Origin of the sequence: Bradyrhizobium sp. 22, assembly GCF_000482425.1 — a bacterium.
GTDB classification, from domain to species: Bacteria; Pseudomonadota; Alphaproteobacteria; order Rhizobiales; family Xanthobacteraceae; genus Bradyrhizobium; species Bradyrhizobium japonicum_B.
The window spans coordinates 409834-428158 of the sequence record NZ_KI519400.1 but is presented as its reverse complement, the minus strand read 5'-3'; the positions used below and the strand labels follow the sequence as shown (position 1 = coordinate 428158).

The window sequence follows — 18325 nt, the reverse complement described above, 5'->3', positions numbered from 1 at the left end:
GATCGAACCACCATCCTGCGAGAAATCATGGCTCACTCTCACGACGTCAGCGTCTGCGGCACTTACATTCTGGACATTCTGGGCGTCCCGGTGACCGAGATTCCGCCCGGCGGCGGCCGCTTGCTGATCGAAGAAATTCGGCTCGCGGTCGCAGGCACCGCCGGCGGAACGGTCGTCCCTTGCGCGCGTCTCGGTCTCAAGGCGCTCGCGGTCGGCGCGGTCGGCTCCGACGAGAAGGCCGACTGGATGCTGAATGCGCTGGAGCGTGAGGGGATCGACATCTCTCTCATGGAGCGGATGGCCGGCAGTCCGACCTCGGCCACGATCCTGCCGATCCGGCCCGACGGCTCGCGTCCGGTCATGCACGCAAGGGGCGCTTCCGCCCGCTGGCGGATCGCGCCGCAGGTGCAAGAGGCCGCTTGCCGCAGCAAGATCCTGCATCTCGGTGGGGTTGGCTCCCTGCTGGCGATGGACGGCGCGCCGTCCGTCGCATTGCTGCGCGATGCTAAGGTGGCCGGCTGCACGACGACGCTCGACCTGATCCAGGCTCGCGGTGAGACGTTGGCACTGGTCGAGCCTCTGATGCCCCATGTCGACTTCTTCATGCCAAGCATCGACGAGACCCATGCGATGGTTGGAACCGCGGATCCGGCCGCATGCGCGCGTTTCTTCATCGAGAAGGGGGCCGGAGCCTGCGCTATCTCCATGGGCGCCGACGGCTCGTTCGTGATGACGCGCGACGGACGTCAGTTCACCGTACCGGCCTTCGAGGTGAAGGTTCGTGATACGTCGGGATGCGGCGATTCCTACACCGGCGGCTTCATCGCGGGTCTCGTGCGCGGCTGGGATTTGCTGGACTGCGCCAGGCTTGCGACGGCGACATCCGCAATTGTCGCGACGGGTCTCGGCTCCGGCGCCAACCTCGTGTCATTCGAGGAGACCGTGAAGGCGATGAACTCGCTTCCGGTGCGCAAGCCCGCTCAGGCCTGAGCCGATCACATCATCAATACGTCAATCCGACCGATAGGGGAAAATAACATGGCCCGACATGCAATCGTTACGGGAGCAAGCCGCGGTATTGGCCGAGCAATCGCCATGGGTCTTGCCAGGCGAGGCTATGATCTCGCGCTGACCGACATCGCGCCTCAGGAGAAAGTTCTGCTTGAGACCGTCGCCGAGATCGGCGCGCTCGGTGGTCGTTGCATCCCGGTGCTTGGCGACGTCAGCGACCTCGGGGATTGTAAGCGGGCCGTAGCTGAAGCCGTGCAGGGGCTGGGACACATCGACGTCCTCGTCAACAACGCCGGCATACTTCGACTGGCCACGATCGACGAGCTGACGACCGAGACGTGGGATCAGACATTCGCCGTGAACACGCGCGGCGTGTTCCAGATGACCCAGGCCGTGGTGCCGCACATGAAGGAGCGCAAATACGGACGCATCGTCAATATCGCCTCGCTCGCAGCACGAACGGGCGGTCCGGGACAGTCCCACTACGCTGCATCGAAGTCGGCCGTGGTCGGCTTCACCCGGGTTTCGTCGATGGAATTCGGTGGCTTCGGCATCACGGTCAATGCCGTTTGCCCGGGCATCATCGTGACCGAGATGGGGATGAACAATCTTCGTGATCCCGAGCGCGTCGCCTATTTCGAGAAGGTCACGGACTTGCACCGGCTTGGACAGCCGGAGGATGTCGTCGGTCCCGTGGCATTCTTTGCGTCGGATGATTCCGCGTTCGTGACCGGCCAGGCCCTCAATGTGGACGGTGGTATCTTCTACAGCTAGCGGATTTGTGAGCTGCTCGTCTCGGCGGAGGCCAAAGGGCGTCTAGAAGGCGGTCCGACGGCGCCGCCTCCTCGATGCCGCCCGACATGGCCGGCATCTTCCCCGTTCTTTTCATGTCGTCGGCAGCGAATTGGGGCAGCTGCGCCGCGCTCTCTGCGCGGCCGACGTTCTTGCCTGCCACGCGGACGGCAGATCGTTCACGCAATCGTTTTCAGATATAAGCTCGGATCGAAATACTTGCTGGCAGGCGTGAAGTCCTTGATGCCGGCATTGGCCATGAAGAAGTCCGTCGATTGCTGCAGCCAATTGGTCACGGTCCCGTCCGAGTACATGCGCTTCCATTCCTTGGACGTGAACATCTTCTGGGCCTTGAACGATTCGGTGATGTCGGCCAGCGGCGTCTGGCTGTAATGGCCCTTCTGCAGCTTCTCCATGGCCTCGACGCTGTTTGCAACGATGTAGTCGTTGGCATCCGCCCAGCCAAGGATCAGCTTCGCCAGCGTCTCCTTGTTGCGCTCGTAATAGTCGTTGGCGGCCGCCCACCCGCCGATGATCGCGGCTTTCGGGTAATAGGCAGAGGCGTCGGCGAGCTTGACCGCGCCGGGCACCTTGTCGCGGACCGTGACGTTGAAGGGGACCCAAAGCGCTACGGCCGGCACCGCGCCGGAAATGAAGGCGGTCACGGCGGCAGGCATGGTCTGGTTGACGAGCTCGACCTCCTTCGGATCGACCTTGTTGGCACGGAGCGCGGTATCCAGGAATACGTGCGCGGTCGTGCCGGTCGCGGTCGCGATGCGTTTACCCTTCAGATCCTCGAACGATTTGATGCCCTGGTCGCCACGCACCCAGAGCTGAGCGGTCGCGACCTCGATGTCGTTGATCAGGAACACCTTGCCCTGGCCGCGAGCCGGAAAGTTCGAAAGCACCGCGCCGGTCGACAGCACGTCGAGGCTGCCGCCGATCAAGGCCTGGAAGATCTCCAACCCGGTGTTGAACTGTCGCAGCTCGAGATCGAGGCCCTGCTTCTCGAAGGAGCCGCGATCCATGCCGGTCCAGATCTGGCCGTCGACGGCGACGGTGTGGAGATAGCCGACGCGAACCTTCGTTTTTGCCTGCGCGATCGCGGGGGCTGCGGCCGTGAATGTGCCGAGTGCAAGGCCTGCCGTCGTGCTCAGAAATTGCCGCCGATCCATGATGCGTCCTCCGTCTTGCTTGTTATTCCGAGAATGAGACTGGGCGCATCTGCGCCTGCTGGGCACGATATTCGTCCATCACGAGCTGCCTGATATGGCTTCGCAGCTCGGCGAATTCCGGCCGCTCCTGGATCGACTCGTCGCGCGGATAGGCGAACGGAACGTCGATGATTTGCTTGATCCGTGCCGGCCGCGCCGTCACCACCACGATGCGGGAGGCGAGGTAGATCGCCTCCTCGACGGAATGGGTGATCAGCATGACGGTCTTGCCTTCGGTCTCCAGCACCTTGAGCAGCAGGTTCTGCATGTTGGAGCGGGTCTGGGCGTCGAGCGCGCCGAACGGCTCGTCCATCAGCAGGAATTGCGGCTTCACCGCATAGGCTCGCGCGATCGCGAGCCGCTGCCGCATGCCGCCGGACAGGTGTTTCGGATAGGAATTGGCGAAGTCGGACAGGCCCATCAGGCCGAGATAGTGATCGCAGATCGCCTCGCGCTCGGCAGCCGCGACGCGGTTGGCGTTGAGGGTCAGGCCGAAGGCGATGTTCTGCTTCACCGTCAACCAGGGGAATACGCCATATTCCTGGAAGATGACGCCGCGCTCGGGGCCGGGGCCGGCGACGGGACGTCCGTCGAACAGGACCTTGCCGGTCGTCGGTTTCTGGAAGCCGGCGAGCATGCTCATCATCGTGGTTTTGCCGCAGCCGGATGGGCCGATCACCGCAATGAAGTCGCCGTCGTTGATGTCGTAGCTGACGTCCTCGACCACCTGGAGACGGCCCTTCGCAGTCTCGAAAGACAGCGATACCTTGTCGAACTGCGCGCGCTTGGTCATGCGATGGCCCGATCCTGCCAGACCAGCAGCCGCGCGGTGATCTTGCGCAGGATCAAGTCCATGATCAGCGCGATCAGGCCGATGCAGATGATGCCGACATAGATGACGTCGAGCAGGAAGTAGGTCGAGGCATTCTGGATCATGGCGCCGAGCCCGCGCTGTGCAGCGATCAGCTCGGATGCGACCAGCGTCGCCCAGGCCACGCCCAACGCCACGCGCAACGCCGTGAGGATGTGCGGGACGGTGAGGGGAATGATGACCTTGTGAAAGATCTCGGCCTGGTTCGCTCCGAGCGTCTGCGCCACGCGGATGTAGAGCGGCGTGATCTGCGACACGCCCTCATACATCACGATCACGCCGGAGAAGAACGAGGCGTAGAACAGGATGACGAGCTTTGCGAGCTCGTCGACGCCGAAATAGACGATCACCAGCGGGATCAGAGCGATCGGGGGCAGCGCGCGAAAAAAGTTGATCATGGGATCGGCAAAGGTGCGGGCGGGGCGATACCACCCGAGCAGAAAGCCGACCGGCACGGCCACGAGGATGCCGAGCGCCACGCCGAGAAAGACGCGCCGCGTCGAGGCGAAGATGTCGATCAGCAGCCCTTCCCTGGTGAGAAGCTCGAAGAACTTTGCGGCGACCTGGTGCGGCGCGGGGATCAGCGAGACGTTGACGAAGCCGCTCCAGCGCACGGCGTACCAGAGCAGAATTGCGCCGATCCACGGTATCAATCCGAGACCAAGACGTCTCAGGCCAGCTCCGTTCATTCGACGCGTCCACCCAGATTGCGATTGATGTTTTCGGAAGTCATATTATAAATAGGATGACCATACAAGTGGTGCCTTTGATCGGAGGCGTCGCAGGCTTTCCCGCATGACTTCCCCGCCTTTCACCATCCGAAGCGTCCAGGCCTTTGGCTATCGCTACCCGCTGACCACGCCGGTCATCACGTCCTTCGGGCGGATGGCGGATCGGCCTGCTGTTTTCGTCCGCGTTGAAGACACCGACGGAAACATCGGCTGGGGCGAAGTGTGGTGCAATTTTCCTGCACCCGGTGCCGAGCATCGGGTCCGGCTCGTCAACGAGGTGCTTGCGCCGGCTTTGATCGGATTCAATGCGCCCGAGCCCTCTGCCGCGTTCGAACGCCTGACACAGGGAACCTCGGTGCTGGCGCTGCAGTCCGGAGAAGCCGGCCCGTTTGCCCAATCGATCGCCGGCATCGATCTCGCCGTTTGGGATCTCTACGCGCGGCGCCGGAATGTTGCGTTGTGGACGCTGCTCGGCGGCGCGACGCGCAAGATCAAGGTCTACGCCAGTGGCATCAATCCGGTCGGGTCCGAGCGGACGGCTGAAGCGGCCCTTGATCGCGGATACCGCGCGTTGAAGTTGAAGATCGGCTTCGATCAGGCAACTGACCGCGCCAATCTCGGCGCGCTGCGCCGTCTTGTGGGCGAAGGCCTGCTTGCTGCCGACGTCAACCAGGGCTGGACCATGGCGCAGGCACTGGAGCTTGCACCGCAGCTCGAGCGCTTCGGTCTCGCCTGGCTCGAGGAGCCGATCCGTGCTGATCGCCCCCGGCAAGAATGGCAACAGCTGTACGAGGCCATTCGCTTTCCGCTCGCAGCCGGCGAGAACATTGCGAGCCACGCCGGCTTTGCCGAGGTGCTGCGTGAGCCGATTCTCCGCGTCGTCCAGCCCGACATCGCCAAATGGGGCGGGCTGTCGGCCTGCACCAGCATTGCCCGCGACATCCTGGCGTCGGGAAAGATGTTCTGTCCGCACTATCTTGGCGCCGGCATCGGTCTTCTGGCATCCGCGCATCTCCTCGCCGGCGTCGGCGGCGACGGGCTGCTCGAAGTCGACTGCAACGAAAACCCGCTGCGCGATCGCTTTTGTGGTCCCGTGCTCGATGTCCGCGACGGCATGATCGAGCTCGGTGACGAGGCGGGTCTCGGCATCACGCCCGATCTCGCTTCCATCGCGCAATACCGGACCATCTGATGCCAGCTCGCGGCTACGACTACATCATCGTCGGCGCGGGCTCGGCCGGCTGCGTCGTTGCGAACCGGTTGTCGGCCGATCCATCTTGCCGCGTTCTGTTGCTGGAGGCCGGCGGACCCGACCGGAATTTCTGGCTGAAACTTCCGGTCGGTTACTACCGGACCATCTACAACGAGCGATTCTCGCGCCTGTTCAGGACCGAGCCCTCGGAAGGGAGCGGCGGCCGCGCCATTGTCTGGCCGCGCGGCCGCGTGCTCGGGGGCTCCTCGTCGATCAACGGTCTGATCTTCATCCGCGGCCAGCACGAGGACTTTGACGATTGGGAACGCCTCGGTGCCAACGGCTGGAGCTATCGCGAGCTTCTGCCGTATTTTCGGCGCTACGAACGCTATCGCGGCGGCGAGAGCCAGTTTCACGGCGGGCTCGGGGAGTTCGAGGTCTCCGACCTTCGCAATGACAATCCGGCCTCGAAGGCCTGGGTCGAGGCGGGTGTGCAGTTCGGCCTGCCGCGCAATCCCGACTTCAACGGCGCCACGACGCTGGGCGTCGGCACCTACCAGCTCGGCATCGGCCGGCACTGGCGGACCAGCTCCGCCTCTGCGTTTCTGCGCCCCATCGCCGGCCGTCCCAATCTCACCATCATCACCCATGCGCAGGTCAGCAGGGTCGTTTTCAACGGTCGCGTCGCGACCGGCGTCGAGTGGATCAGCAAGGGGCAGGTCCACAGTGCGGTGGCTGCTCGTGAGGTCATCCTGTCCGGCGGCGCGCTGCAATCCCCGCAGATCCTCCAGCTTTCTGGCGTCGGTCCGGCCGACCTGCTGCGCAAGCTCGGCATTGCCGTGGTTGTCGATTCTCCTGAGGTCGGCGCCAATCTCCAGGACCACTACCAGGCCCGGCTGATCGTCCGCCTGAAGGAACGAATTTCGCTCAACGACCAGGTCCGCAATCCCGTCGCGCTGGCGAGGATGGGCCTGCAATGGATGCTGGCAGGCAGCGGCCCGTTGACGGTCGGCGCGGGGCAGGTGGGCGGCGCAGCCTGCACGGAATACGCGGTTGGCGGGAGGCCGGACGTGCAGTTCAACGTGATGCCGCTCTCGGTCGACAAGCCTGGCGAGCCCCTGCACAGCTATTCCGGCTTCACCGCCTCGGTCTGGCAGTGCCATGGCAAGTCGCGCGGCCAGCTTGCGATCAGCTCGATTGACCCGTTCGAGCAGCCGCGCATCGTGCCGAATTATTTCGCCGAGGAGATCGATCGCAAGACCATTGTTGCGGGTCTGAAGATTCTGCGCGAGATTTATCAGCAGAAGGCCTTTCGCCCGCTCTGGGATGTCGAGATGGTGCCGGGCGAAGCGGCAAGGGATGATGCCGGGCTGTGGGATTTTGCGCGCAACACGGGGGGCACGGTGTTTCACTGTGTCGGGACCTGCCGCATGGGGCGGGACGCGCGGGCCGTGCTCGACCCGCAGCTGCGGGTGCGCGGCGTCGAGCGCCTGCGCGTGATCGACGCCTCGGTGATGCCGCAGATCACCTCGGCCAACACGAATGCGACCAGCCTGATGATCGGCGAACGGGGCGCCGCGCTGGTCATGGCGTGATCGCGCGGCCTGAATTCCGGAGGGCGAGATGGAATTGAGTTCCGATAGTCACGTCCCCAAATACGCGCAGATCGCCGACATCTTCCGGCAGCGGATCGCACGCGGCGTCTGGACCCAGGGTTTTCGGCTGCCGGCCAACGAGGAGCTGGCCGCCGAATTCGGTGTGTCGCGCGTCACGATCAGGCAGGCGGTGGAGCTGCTCGCACGCGACGGCGTGATCGAGGCACAGCAGGGCCGCGGCACCTTCGTCACGGGGACCGTGCGGCAGGATCGCTGGCTCAAGGTCGAGACCACGCTCTCCGATCTCGCCGACATGTACCGCGACACCTCGCCCGAGATCATCAACATCTCGGAAAGCCGCAGCGATGCCCCGCTGCTTCCCGGGGACGGCAAGCCGGCGGAAAAATACGTCTTCATGCGCCGGCTGCATTCGCGGCAGAAGCAGCCTTACTGCGTCATCTCCATCTATCTCGACGAGAAGATCTTCCGCAGGTCGCCGAGGCGTTTTCGCAACGAGACCGTGATCCCGATCCTCAACGATCTCAGGGATCCCGCCATCGCCAGCGCGCGCCAGACCCTGACGATCGGCACTGCGGATATCGAGGCGGCGCGGCTGCTGCGCGTGCCGCTGAATTCGCCGGTGGCCGAAGTCCGCCGCATCTTCACGACCGCGGACCGCACCGTGATCTATCTCGGCGAGGTCACCTATCGCGGCGACTTCGTGCGGATCGACATGGATCTGCGGCCCTAGGAAAGAAGGGCCGGGTCTCGCTCGATTGGACGACGGCTGTTGGCGGCTGGACTCCCCCCGACGTTGAGCTGAATCAAGCGGCAGCCGCCGCTCTCCGTTACCGTTCGCACCGCAGTCGACGGCGATGGGAGAAGCAGGGTGGAGTCCGATCGAGTTTCACGGAAGCAGGGCATCGCAATGGCCGCCATCCTGGCAGGCGGCATGCTCCTCGCCATGCTGCAATTCGGTCTGTCGACCTACAATACGATCGAAACCATTCCCTACAGCCAATTTGAGCAGCTGCTCGCCCAGGACAAGATCGCCGAGGTGTCCGTGGGCCCGGATACGATTCAAGGCAAATTGAAGGAGCCGCTGCCGAGCGGAAAGTCCGCCTTCGTGACCGCGCGGGTCGATATGGCCCTGGCCGAGAAGCTCGCGGCAAAGGGCGCCAGTGTCACCGGCGTCCCCGGCGGCGGCGCGTTGCAGACCTTGCTGTCCTGGATCTTTCCGGTCATCGCTTTCTTCGTGATCTGGCTCTGGATCGGCCGCTCCATGGGCGGCGGCCAGGGCCTGGGCGGGCTGATGGCGATCGGCAAGTCCCGCGCGAAGGTCTACGTCGAGAAAGACATCAAGGTCACCTTCGCGGACGTCGCCGGCGTGGACGAGGCGAAGTTCGAGCTCCAGGAAGTGGTGTCGTTTCTCAGGGATCCCAAGAGCTATGGTCGCCTGGGCGCGCACGTCCCCAAGGGTATCCTGCTGGTCGGACCGCCGGGAACGGGAAAGACCCTGCTGGCCCGCGCGGTGGCGGGAGAGGCCGGCGTTCCGTTCTTCTCGATCTCCGGCTCTGAATTCGTGGAGATGTTCGTCGGTGTCGGCGCGGCGCGGGTTCGGGATCTGTTCGAGCAGGCCCGCAAGGCCGCACCATGCATCATCTTCGTCGACGAGCTCGACGCACTCGGCCGCAGCCGCGGGCCGCTATCGTTCGGCGGCTACGACGAGAAGGAGCAGACGCTCAATCAGCTGTTGTCCGAGCTCGACGGCTTCGATCCGAGCGCCGGCGTCATTCTGCTGGCGGCCACCAACCGCCCGGAGATCCTCGACCCCGCGCTGCTGCGTGCAGGTCGGTTCGACCGGCAGGTCCTGGTCGACCGGCCGGACAAGAACGGACGCGTTGCGATCCTGAAGGTGCATGCCCACAAGATCCGCATGAGCAGCGACGTCGACCTCGACAAGGTGGCGGGTCTCACGACCGGATTTACCGGGGCAGACCTTGCGAACCTGATCAACGAAGCCGCAATCGCGGCGACCAGGCGGAGCGGAGACGAGGTCACGTTCGACGATTTCGTCACGGCGATCGAACGGATCGTGGCCGGAATCGAGAAGAAGAGCAGGGTGCTGAGCAAGGACGAACGGCGCAGGGTTGCCTATCATGAGATGGGCCATGCCCTCGTCGCCGCCAGCCTGCCTGGCGTCGACCCCGTGCAGAAGGTCTCGATCATCCCGCGCGGGATCGGTGCGCTGGGGTACACCATCCAGCGACCGACCGAGGACAGGTTCCTGCTGACGGTCGAGGAGCTGAAGAACCGCATCGCGGTGCTGATGGGCGGACGCGCATCGGAGCGCCTGATCTTCGACGGGGCGATCTCGACCGGCGCCGCCGACGATCTTCAACGCGCGACCGAGGTCGCGATCGAGATGGTGACCAAGTACGGCATGGACGAGACGGTGGGGCAACGCACTTACGCACCCAAGCCGCAAGCCTTTCTTGGCGCGGCCCAGGACAAGATCGTTGGCGCCGCCGAGGCGACCGGGCGCGAGATCGATCTCGCCGTCCGCAACCTTATCGAGGAGGGTGATCGCCGTGCCCGCGACATCCTCCAGCAGAGGCGGGCAGACCTCGACGCCGGCGTTGACCTGTTGATCGCAAACGAAACGGTGACGTCCGAGCAGTTTGCGCCATTGCGCGGCAAGCGCAGCGGCGAAAGCGAGCCGGTTGCCGCATGACGGCGCCGGGCGCCGGCAGCGCCCTGTCATGATGCCGCCAGAAGAGGCGGGGCTTCGGGGGACCGCCTGATTTTCCCGGGTTGATCCGGGTCAAGATCTGACCCGGCAGACGCATTATGATGCGGCTTTCCAGGTCGCTGCGGCCGCCCCCTCGGTCGCTCCCATTTTTCCGGGACGGTGACGTCAACCGAGCCGCGTGTGGAACGCGGAAATGAGTTCATGCCCACATATTATTTCGACATGAAGGACGGCGTGCCCGTCCGCGATAGAGCCGGACTGGAGCTTGTCAGCGACGGGGCCGCCATCGCGCACAGCAAGAACCTGGCCGACCGGATACGCCGGGAGAAGCCGAACGGCCATCCCGAGCTTGAGGTCGTCATCATTGATGAGAGCGGCCGCGAAGTTCACCGCGAGCAGATCTATCCGGACGCGGTTCGGTGAGCCCCGCCTTCGTCTTGAGACGTTAGGGATCCGAGATCGCCAGCCGCTTCGCGAGGCTTGCCGAGATCAGATAGGCCGTGGCGATGGCGATGATCGTCGCAAGCAGTCCCGCAGGCAGCGCGGTAAAGCCGAATGCGCCTCGCCATGGGCCGAGCGCAAGCGCCACGCCGGCAAGCAGGGCACCCAGGGACGTGGCGATCAAGATGGCGTGGGGGCGGTTTGCGCGCCACGGCAGCTTGCGAGACCGGATCACGAAGATCACCAGGATCTGGGTCGCTATCGATTCCAGGAACCAGCCGGTTTGAAACATCGGCGCATCCGCATCGAACAGTTTGAGAAGAACGGCGAAGGTGATCGCGTCGAACAGGGACGACACCATTCCCATGACGATGGTGAAGCGAAGGATGCTTGTCATGTCCCAGGATTCCGGCCGCGCAATGTCCTCGCGATCGACGTCATCGAAAGGGATGCCGATTTCGGAGAGATCGTAGATCAGATTGTTCAGCAGGATCTGCAGCGGCAGCAACGGCAGGAATGGAAGAACGATCGAGGCCAGGGCCATCGAAAGCATGTTGCCGAAATTCGAGCTGGTTCCCATCCGGACATATTTCAGGATGTTGGCGAACGTCCTGCGGCCTTCGCGCACGCCGGCCGCTAGCACGGACAGGTCGGGCGCCAGCAGGATCAGGTCGGCGGCCGCGCGGGCGACCTCGGTCGCGCCCGTGACGGATATGCCGACATGTGCGGCGTGGAGCGCGGGGGCGTCATTGACGCCGTCTCCCATGAAGCCGACGACGTGATTGCGGTGTCTGAGCGCGGCAATGATCCTCCGCTTCTGGTCGGGGTCGATGCGGGCAAATAGGTCGACGTGGTCGACCCGGGCGATGAGCGCGGCATCGGTCAGCTCGGAGATCTCGGCACCGGTCATGATCCGGTCCGCGCCGAGGCCGACCGATCGCGCCACGTGCGCGACCACGGCGCCATGGTCGCCGGAAATGATCTTGATGGTGACGCCGAGCGAGCCGAGCGCCTTGATGGCTGCGGCTGCATCCTGCTTCGGCGGATCGGCGAAGGCACAAAAGCCGATCATGGTCAGATTGGTCTCGTCGCCGATGGCAATGGTCTGCTGCCCCGCCGGAATGGACCTGATGGCGACGGCAAGAAGCCGGAAGCCGTCGCGGGCATAGCGCGCCTGGATGTCGGCCATCTTCCGTTGCCAGACGGCGTCGAGCGGATGAGCCAGACCATCGATTTCCACGGCCACGCAGCGAGAAAGGATGGATTCCGGAGCTCCTTTGGCAATCAGCGTCTGTTCGCCGTTGCGTCCGACCAGAACGGACAGGCATCGCCGTTCGAAGTCGAACGGGACTTCTGCAAGCCGGACCCAGCCGTCGTGATCGTCGCGGCTCGCCGACAGGATTGCGTCGTCGAGAGGGCTTCTGATGCCGGCCTGAAACGTGCTGTTCAGGCGCGCCAAGCTCAGAACGCGATCGCTGGCCCGATCCTCGGGATCGACATGTGCCTGCAGCGTGATCCGGGCTTCCGTGAGCGTGCCGGTCTTGTCGACGCAAAGCGTGTCCATCGCGCCCAGATCGTGAATTGCGGACAACCGCTTGACGATGACTTTCCGCTTCGCCATGCGCAGGGCGCCGCGGGCGAGAGTCACCGTCATCACCATCGGCAGCAGCTCGGGTGTCAAGCCGACGGCGAGCGCGATCGCGAACAGGAAGGACTCCATCGCGTTGCGTTGCGCGACGAGATGAGCCATCAGCACGAAGAGGGTGAGGAAGAGCGTCAGCCGCAGGATCAGGAGCCCGAGCCTGCGGACGCCCTGCTCGAGCGCCGTTGGCGGTGCGTTGGCGGCCATTGCCGAGGCGATCGCGCCAAAGCGCGTCCGGCCCCCGGTCGTCACGACCAGCATCCTGCCGCTGCCGCCGACGGTACTGGTTCCCGCGAACAGGGCGTTGGTGGCGTCTGCCGGCAATGCAGCGGAGCAGGTCGCGTCGGTCTTGAAGGCCGGAAACGGCTCGCCCGTCATCAGGGCTTCATTGACCTGCAGATCCTGCGCATCGAGGACGATGCCGTCGGCCGGTATCAAATCGCCGATACGGAGCTTGACGACGTCCCCCGGGACCAGTGCCGTCACCGAAATCGTCGCATCCCTGCCGTCCCTGACCACGTCAGCCTGAATGGCGACCGATTCCCGCAACCTTTCGGCGGTGAGCTCGGCACGGTGCTCCTGAACGATATCGAGCGTGATGGACAGGGACAGCACGGTGGCGATGATGGCAAAGCTGCCGATGTCGCCGCTCAACCCGGAGAGGAGTGCAGCCGCCAGCAGCATGGCGATCAGCGGATTCCACAGACGTTGGCCGAGCTTGCGCAGGGCCGACCGGCCCGGCGAGGCGTCGGCGCGGTTCGCCCCGTGGATCTTTAGCCGTCGGGCGGCTTCGCCCCGCGAGAGGCCGTCCGGGCCGGAACCGAGCGCGCGGTAAAGCTCGGCCTTTGGCATTTGCCAGAACGCCTCGGCCAAAACCTTGGCCGGGCTGGATTGTTCGATCATGGAAGGGCTCGGCGGTCGCTGATATCCAGGCGAAGCCAAGGGTACGGGGCTGCTCGTTTCCCGGATTGATGCAACGCAATCAGATCTCGGACGGCGTCGTCAGGAGGCGGACACCGGGAGCAAAGAGCCCCCGGCCGCATCATTTCTTCCGGCCGTTTCCTGACGGGGAAAATACCTGATTGGCGGGCGGCTGCCCGCCGGTCGGTACGGCGATGGCGATGAAGCTGCGGCCCATCGAGCTGTGACAGGCATTGCAGCCGTCGGTCAGCGCGCGCATGGAGCCGGCGAACTTGCGATCGTCTCCCGCCGCGATCGCGTCGGCGACCGCGAGCAGCGGCTCGTTCATCGTGGTCACGTTGGTGACGGGAATTGCAGGGTAGAAGATCGCCGCTTCGGCCAGGCTGTTCGTCAACTGGCGCAGCTCGTACGCGGCGAGATCCCAGTTTCTCGCCTTGCCCGCGTACCAAAGCTTGAGATGCTGAAGCTGCGCCATGCTCATGACTTGGGTGAGGCGAGGCGCATCCTGCTTTGCGTTCGGGGAGGGCTGGAAGCTGGACTGCGCAATCGCGGATGTGACCGCGCCCGCCGAGATCGCCAGCACCACACACCAATTCCTTAGCGTCATCCGACCACTCCTTGCCGATTGAACGTCTTGAATATCAGCGCCGCGGGCTGTGCTCTTGCGCTGCATCAATCCTTCCACGGCCTGGCGTCGACGCCGGTCCCATTGTCGTGAATGGCGCCGGAGTTTGCGCCTCGACAAAGTGGTTGCGACTGCCGCCGCTTACCGTTTTCGGGTGCTGACATGGAAATTCATGTGCAGTCGATGGGAAGCAGGCCGTGATCGGAACCAGCCTCTGTAGATGGGCCATCAGTTACTTCGCAGTCGCGATCGTATGGTTGCTGCTCGCAGAAGCACTGATGGTCGTTGGGTTTGGTTTTCCGAACCACGATATCGGCGCTCCGGAAACGCTCGTCATCGTCCACATGGTCAGCATTGGCTGGTTGAGCACGGTGCTGTGCGGCGCGCTGTTCCAGTTCGTGCCGGTGCTGGTCGCAAGGCCGCTCTATGCTGAACGCTGGACGCTGCCGGCTCTGGCGCTGCTGACGCTGGGGCTGATAGTCCTGCTCGCGGGTTTTCTGGCTCTGGGCGGGCACATCAACGGGCCGTCTTCGCTGCTTCCCACTGGGGCCGGCCTGCTGATCGCAGGCTTCGCCCTGGTCGTTGCCAATCTCGGCATGACGCTGTGGTCGGCCCGTCCGCTGCCGCGACCGGCGCGGTTCGTTGCAGGAGGGCTTGTCTGCATCTGCGTCACGGTGGCGTTCGGCGGCCTGTTCTCGCTGGTGCTGTCCGGGACCGCCATCGGCGCGCAATGGCCGGAGCTGTTGGTCTCGGGCGTGCCGATCCACGCGCTCGCCGGCCTTGGCGGCTGGCTGACCTTCACGGCCATGGGCGTCAGCTATCGCCTGCTTGCGATGTTCATGCTCGCGCCCGACGGCGATGTGCGGCTCGGCCGTCTCGCCTGGTCTGCCGGCATCATTGCGCTGGCCGTCGGGCTTGTCGGCGGCGTGCTCGCACTTTGGCGCATGACGGGGCTGAACCTGGCATTTGTGCTGGTAGGAGCAGCGGCGCTGCTGTCGCTGGCCGCCTACGGCCGCGACGTGCTCGGCCTGTACAGGACCCGCAAACGCCGCGCGCTCGAGCTCAACACGCGCATGAGCCTCGTGGCGCTGGCGAGCCTCATCGCCGTCGCGATCCTTGGCGTCGCTTGTCTTGCAACCGGCACCTTCTCGTCCCATGTCGGCGCGCTCGCCTTTCTCCTCGCGTTCGGCTGGCTCACGGGCCTCGTGCTCGCCAATCTCTACAAGATCGTGCCGTTCCTGACCTGGCTCGAAACCTATGGTCCGGTGATGGGCAGAGTGCCGACGCCCCGCGTCCAGGATCTCGTCGCCGAGCGCCGCGCGTCGAAATGGTTCGTGCTGTTCTTTGCCGGAAGCTGGACGGCGACGTCGATGCTCCTGATCGACGCACAACTCGGATTTCGCGTCGCCGTCGCGATCGTGACGGTTGCGACGCTCGGCCTGAGTGAAGAGTTGATCAGGGCCCGGCGGCTTGCGGACGTGGCGGCGCCGCTACGCCTGCCGGCGGGAGCAGCCGCGCCTCATCTGTTGGTCTCAAGAAACTGAAAGGAGACTGCAATGACCGAATTCATCGACGTCGATGTCCGGCCGATCCTGCGTGCAGGCGGCGAGCCGTTCTCGATCATCATGGCCGCGCTCGAGCGGCTCGAGCCCGGGGAGGGGCTGCGGCTCTATGCTCCCTTCAAGCCGGTCCCTCTGTTCGACGTCATGGCGAGCAGGGGCTTTGCTCATCGGGCAGCCGAGCTCGAAGGCGGCGAATGGGAGATCCGCTTCATGCCGGACGACGGCTCGGTCGAGGCGGCCGAACCGGTCCTCGCGGCCGCGAGCGAGGGCGATTGGCCGGAGCCCGCGGTCCATCTCGACAATCGCGACCTCGATCCGCCCGAGCCGATGGTTCGGATTCTGGCCGCCCTGGAGCGGCTCGCGCCGGGCCAGACGCTGTCCGCCTTGCTCAGCCGCGAACCGGTCTTCCTGTTTCGGGAGTTGAGCAAGCGCGGCCATCAATGGCGCGGCGGCTTCACGCCGCAGAAGGATTCCTATCAGTTGACGGTGAGGGTGCAGCCATGACGATCAACGATGATGATCTCGTGGACCAGATCAGGCAGGCACTGAAGGTCGTGATCGATCCGGAGCTCGGCCACAACATCGTCGACCTCGGCTTCATCTATGACGTGTCGGTCGACGACGGCGCCGCTCACATCACCATGACGGCGACCACGCGCGGTTGCCCCGCCGCGTCCTTCCTCAGGGAGGGGGTCGCGAGCAGCGCGTGCCTGGTTCCGGGCGTCGAATCGGTCGACGTCACCATGACATTCGAGCCGCCCTGGCAGCCCTCGATGATCTCGCCGGGCGTCAGGTCATCGCTCGGCTTTGCCGAGGTGAATTGATCCGGCGAGCCGGCTATGCGCCTTCCGAGCCCGACCAGGCCTTTGCGGGTGCGCGAAGCTTTGTCAGGTCGAGCAGGTTGATCGCCCGGGCGGCGATCTGGTCGATCACCTCGTCGAGCGATTGTGGCCTCAGATAGAAGGCCGGCATCGGCGGGGCAATGATCGCGCCGATCTCGGTTGCCTGCAGCATGCTGCGCAAATGGCCGAGGTGCAGCGGGCTCTCGCGGACCAGCAGCACCAGCCGCCGTCGCTCCTTGAGCTGCACGTCGGCCGCGCGCGTCAGGAGGTTGTCGAGCTGCCCCCAGGCGATGGCCGAGAGCGTGCGGATCGAGCACGGCGCCACGATCATGCCCGCAACCGGATACGAGCCGCTGGCGATCGCGGCGCCGACGTCCGAGTGAAGATGATGGCGGAAGGCGAGCGCGCGCAGCCGCGCCAGCGCATCGCTGCCCACTTCCTCGCTCAGCGTCCGCTCGGCCGCGGGCGAGACCACGAGGTGCACCGCGTAGTGCGGATCGTCGGCCAGCAGCTCGACGATGCGCATGCCGATCGCGGCGCCCGAGGCGCCGCTGATGCCGACGACGATGCCTTGCCGCCCGCTCATGTCAGGATCGGCGCGCGCACGGGCATGCCGGAAAGGCCGAGACTCGCCCACATCGCATCGACACGTGCGACCACGGCGGGATCCATCGCCAGCGGAACGCCCCATTCACGATCCGTCTCCGGCGGCATCTTCGTGGTGGCGTCGATGCCGAGCTTGCCGCCGAGCCCGGATTTCGGCGAGGCGAAATCGAGATAGTCGATCGGCGTGTCGGTGAGGATCACGAGATCGCGCGAGGCGTCGCTGCGCGTCGAGACCGCCCACATCACGGCTTTCCAGTCACGGACGTCGATGTCGTCGTCGACCACGATCAGGAGCTTGGTGTAGCTGAACTGCGGCAGCATCGACCACAGGCCCAGCATCAGCCGCCGCGCCTGGCCGGGATAGCGCTTCTTGATCGCCGCGACCGCGATGCGATAGGAGCACGCCTCCGGCGGCAGCCAGCAGTCGGTCACCTCAGGGAATTGCTGCCGGATCAGTGGCACGAACAGGCGATTGAGTGCTTCGCCGATCCGCGACGGCTCGTCCGGCGGACGGCCCGTGAAGGTCGAGAGATAGACCGGCTGCCGCCGGCTGGTGATCGCCGTCACGCGCATCACGGGGAATTCCTCGACGGAATTGTAGTACCCGGTGTGGTCGCCATAGGGCCCCTCGGGCGCGGTCTCGGTCGCAGAGACCAGGCCCTCGATGACGATCTCGGCCTCGGCCGGGATCGCGAGCGGGACGGTGAGGCATGGCGCGAGATCGGGCCGCTCGCCGCGCAGGATTCCGGCGAAGCGCAGCTCCGACATGGTCTCGGGCAGCGGAAGCACCGCGGCCAGGATGGTGGCCGGATCGGCCCCGATGACGATCGCGACCGGCATGTCGCGGCCGATCGCCTTCCATTGCTGGTGATGGCGGGCGCCGCCGCGATGCGCGAGCCAGCGGATGATGGCGCGGTCGCGACCGAGCACCTGCATGCGGTAGACGCCGACATTCTCCTCCTGGTCCGCCGTCGTCGAGTCCGGCGGCACGGTGATCACGAGCGGCCAGGTGATCAGCGGCGCCGGCTCGCCGGGCCAGCAGATCTGCACCGGCAATCTCGTGAGATCGATGTCGGGCCCCATCGTGACGCAATCCTGCACCGGTGCCGCCGCGCGCGTGCGCGGGCGCGTCGCTAGCGCGGCGCGGGCGAGCGGAAGCTTGCCGAAGGCGTCCCTGATGCTGTTCGGCGGCCGCGGCGCGCGCAGCTCGGCCATCAGCTCGCCAAGCTCTTCGAGGCGGTCGGGCGCAATCCCCATGCCCCACGCGATCCGCTCGACCGTTCCGAACAGATTGGTGAGGAGCGGCATCTCCGATGGTTCGCCGTCGGCCCTGACGGGCTGCTCGAACAATAATGCCGGTCCGTGCGCCCCCAGCACACGCCGGTGGATTTCCGTGATCTCGTGGACGACGGAGACCTTCTCGCGAATGCGTCGCAACTGCCCCCGGCCTTCGATGAAGCGCAGGAAGTCGGCCAGGTCGCGAAAGCGCGGCACATCACGTTGCAACTGAAGATGCTCCCAAAAAATC

Annotated in this window: 17 protein-coding genes; 10 read left to right on the top strand and 7 right to left on the bottom strand. The window is 65.0% G+C overall.

Translation table 11 applies throughout. The features are described 5' to 3' along the window. The first annotated feature begins 27 nt into the window (after nt 1-27). Nucleotides 28-990 carry a carbohydrate kinase family protein gene (locus K410_RS0127495; protein ID WP_028137852.1) on the top strand — a complete coding sequence of 321 codons (963 nt, stop codon included), beginning with the start codon at nt 28-30 and terminating at the stop codon, nt 988-990. Nucleotides 991-1038: 48 nt separating this feature from the next. Then, entirely contained in the window at nt 1039-1785 is a 747-nt protein-coding gene (locus K410_RS0127490) for an SDR family NAD(P)-dependent oxidoreductase (protein ID WP_028137851.1), read from the top strand. 197 nt (nt 1786-1982) lie between these two features. Here K410_RS0127490 and K410_RS0127485 read toward each other — a convergent pair whose 3' ends face one another. The 3 genes from K410_RS0127485 to K410_RS0127475 are packed head-to-tail and all read right to left on the bottom strand — an operon-like array spanning nt 1983 to nt 4577. Further along, the gene (locus tag K410_RS0127485; protein WP_028137850.1) at nt 1983-2978 is read right to left on the bottom strand and encodes an ABC transporter substrate-binding protein; all 996 of its coding nucleotides are present in this window, start codon (nt 2976-2978) and stop codon (nt 1983-1985) included. Nucleotides 2979-3000: 22 nt separating this feature from the next. Beyond that, complete coding sequence (locus K410_RS0127480) at nt 3001-3810, bottom strand: ABC transporter ATP-binding protein (RefSeq protein ID WP_028137849.1); 810 nt, start codon at nt 3808-3810, stop codon at nt 3001-3003. Next, the gene (locus tag K410_RS0127475; RefSeq protein ID WP_049820342.1) at nt 3807-4577 is read right to left on the bottom strand and encodes an ABC transporter permease; all 771 of its coding nucleotides are present in this window, start codon (nt 4575-4577) and stop codon (nt 3807-3809) included. Before K410_RS0127475 ends, K410_RS0127480 begins: the two co-directional genes overlap by 4 nt. Nucleotides 4578-4683: 106 nt before the next feature. Here K410_RS0127475 and K410_RS0127470 point away from each other — a divergent pair, with 106 nt between their 5' ends. The 5 genes from K410_RS0127470 to K410_RS0127450 all read left to right on the top strand — a co-directional run bounded on the left by K410_RS0127470 (nt 4684) and on the right by K410_RS0127450 (nt 10581). Further along, the gene (locus tag K410_RS0127470; protein WP_028137847.1) at nt 4684-5811 is read left to right on the top strand and encodes a mandelate racemase/muconate lactonizing enzyme family protein; all 1128 of its coding nucleotides are present in this window, start codon (nt 4684-4686) and stop codon (nt 5809-5811) included. Continuing rightward, a complete protein-coding gene (locus K410_RS0127465; protein ID WP_028137846.1) occupies nt 5811-7406 on the top strand; it encodes a GMC family oxidoreductase in 1596 nt (531 codons plus the stop codon). Before K410_RS0127470 ends, K410_RS0127465 begins: the two co-directional genes overlap by 1 nt. A gap of 28 nt (nt 7407-7434) precedes the next feature. Further along, nucleotides 7435-8157: a GntR family transcriptional regulator gene (locus K410_RS0127460; protein ID WP_028137845.1), complete on the top strand. Its 723-nt coding sequence runs from the start codon at nt 7435-7437 to the stop codon at nt 8155-8157. A 138-nt stretch (nt 8158-8295) separates the two neighbouring features. Continuing rightward, nucleotides 8296-10140 carry an ATP-dependent zinc metalloprotease FtsH gene (gene ftsH / locus K410_RS0127455; protein WP_028137844.1) on the top strand — a complete coding sequence of 615 codons (1845 nt, stop codon included), beginning with the start codon at nt 8296-8298 and terminating at the stop codon, nt 10138-10140. A 219-nt stretch (nt 10141-10359) separates the two neighbouring features. Further along, complete coding sequence (locus K410_RS0127450; protein ID WP_028137843.1) at nt 10360-10581, top strand: DUF6894 family protein; 222 nt, start codon at nt 10360-10362, stop codon at nt 10579-10581. Between the two features lie 22 nt (nt 10582-10603). Here the strand turns inward: K410_RS0127450 and mgtA are convergent, their stop codons facing one another. Beyond that, nucleotides 10604-13144, bottom strand: a complete 2541-nt coding sequence (gene mgtA, locus K410_RS37340) for a magnesium-translocating P-type ATPase (RefSeq protein WP_049820341.1) — start codon at nt 13142-13144, stop codon at nt 10604-10606. A gap of 139 nt (nt 13145-13283) precedes the next feature. Further along, nucleotides 13284-13748 (bottom strand): hypothetical protein, encoded by a 465-nt coding sequence (locus K410_RS0127440; protein ID WP_306556676.1) that lies wholly within the window; start codon nt 13746-13748, stop codon nt 13284-13286. A 236-nt stretch (nt 13749-13984) separates the two neighbouring features. Between K410_RS0127440 and K410_RS0127435 the strand changes: the two genes are divergently transcribed. From K410_RS0127435 to K410_RS0127425, 3 genes are read left to right on the top strand one after another with little or no spacing between them, the layout of a single operon-like run. Further along, the gene (locus K410_RS0127435; RefSeq protein WP_028137841.1) at nt 13985-15331 is read left to right on the top strand and encodes a hypothetical protein; all 1347 of its coding nucleotides are present in this window, start codon (nt 13985-13987) and stop codon (nt 15329-15331) included. Nucleotides 15332-15343: 12 nt separating this feature from the next. Continuing rightward, on the top strand, nt 15344-15853 hold the full coding sequence (locus K410_RS0127430; protein WP_028137840.1) for a DUF2249 domain-containing protein: 510 nt from the start codon (nt 15344-15346) through the stop codon (nt 15851-15853). Beyond that, nucleotides 15850-16173, top strand: a complete 324-nt coding sequence (locus K410_RS0127425; RefSeq protein ID WP_028137839.1) for a metal-sulfur cluster assembly factor — start codon at nt 15850-15852, stop codon at nt 16171-16173. Before K410_RS0127430 ends, K410_RS0127425 begins: the two co-directional genes overlap by 4 nt. A gap of 13 nt (nt 16174-16186) precedes the next feature. Here the strand turns inward: K410_RS0127425 and K410_RS0127420 are convergent, their stop codons facing one another. Next, the gene (locus K410_RS0127420; RefSeq protein ID WP_028137838.1) at nt 16187-16777 is read right to left on the bottom strand and encodes a UbiX family flavin prenyltransferase; all 591 of its coding nucleotides are present in this window, start codon (nt 16775-16777) and stop codon (nt 16187-16189) included. Next, nucleotides 16774-18303: a UbiD family decarboxylase gene (locus K410_RS0127415; protein ID WP_028137837.1), complete on the bottom strand. Its 1530-nt coding sequence runs from the start codon at nt 18301-18303 to the stop codon at nt 16774-16776. Before K410_RS0127415 ends, K410_RS0127420 begins: the two co-directional genes overlap by 4 nt. Nucleotides 18304-18325: the final 22 nt, after the last annotated feature.

Coding starts and splice junctions, on each gene's coding strand:
- K410_RS0127485 (WP_028137850.1), bottom strand. CDS start 2,978: ATGGATCGGCGGCAATTTCTGAGCACGACGGCAGGCCTTGCACTCGGC.
- K410_RS0127475 (WP_049820342.1), bottom strand. CDS start 4,577: ATGAACGGAGCTGGCCTGAGACGTCTTGGTCTCGGATTGATACCGTGG.
- K410_RS0127420 (WP_028137838.1), bottom strand. CDS start 16,777: ATGAGCGGGCGGCAAGGCATCGTCGTCGGCATCAGCGGCGCCTCGGGC.
- K410_RS0127465 (WP_028137846.1), top strand. CDS start 5,811: ATGCCAGCTCGCGGCTACGACTACATCATCGTCGGCGCGGGCTCGGCC.
- mgtA (WP_049820341.1), bottom strand. CDS start 13,144: ATGATCGAACAATCCAGCCCGGCCAAGGTTTTGGCCGAGGCGTTCTGG.
- K410_RS0127425 (WP_028137839.1), top strand. CDS start 15,850: ATGACGATCAACGATGATGATCTCGTGGACCAGATCAGGCAGGCACTG.
- K410_RS0127480 (WP_028137849.1), bottom strand. CDS start 3,810: ATGACCAAGCGCGCGCAGTTCGACAAGGTATCGCTGTCTTTCGAGACT.
- K410_RS0127470 (WP_028137847.1), top strand. CDS start 4,684: ATGACTTCCCCGCCTTTCACCATCCGAAGCGTCCAGGCCTTTGGCTAT.
- K410_RS0127490 (WP_028137851.1), top strand. CDS start 1,039: ATGGCCCGACATGCAATCGTTACGGGAGCAAGCCGCGGTATTGGCCGA.
- K410_RS0127495 (WP_028137852.1), top strand. CDS start 28: ATGGCTCACTCTCACGACGTCAGCGTCTGCGGCACTTACATTCTGGAC.
- K410_RS0127450 (WP_028137843.1), top strand. CDS start 10,360: ATGCCCACATATTATTTCGACATGAAGGACGGCGTGCCCGTCCGCGAT.
- K410_RS0127430 (WP_028137840.1), top strand. CDS start 15,344: ATGACCGAATTCATCGACGTCGATGTCCGGCCGATCCTGCGTGCAGGC.
- K410_RS0127460 (WP_028137845.1), top strand. CDS start 7,435: ATGGAATTGAGTTCCGATAGTCACGTCCCCAAATACGCGCAGATCGCC.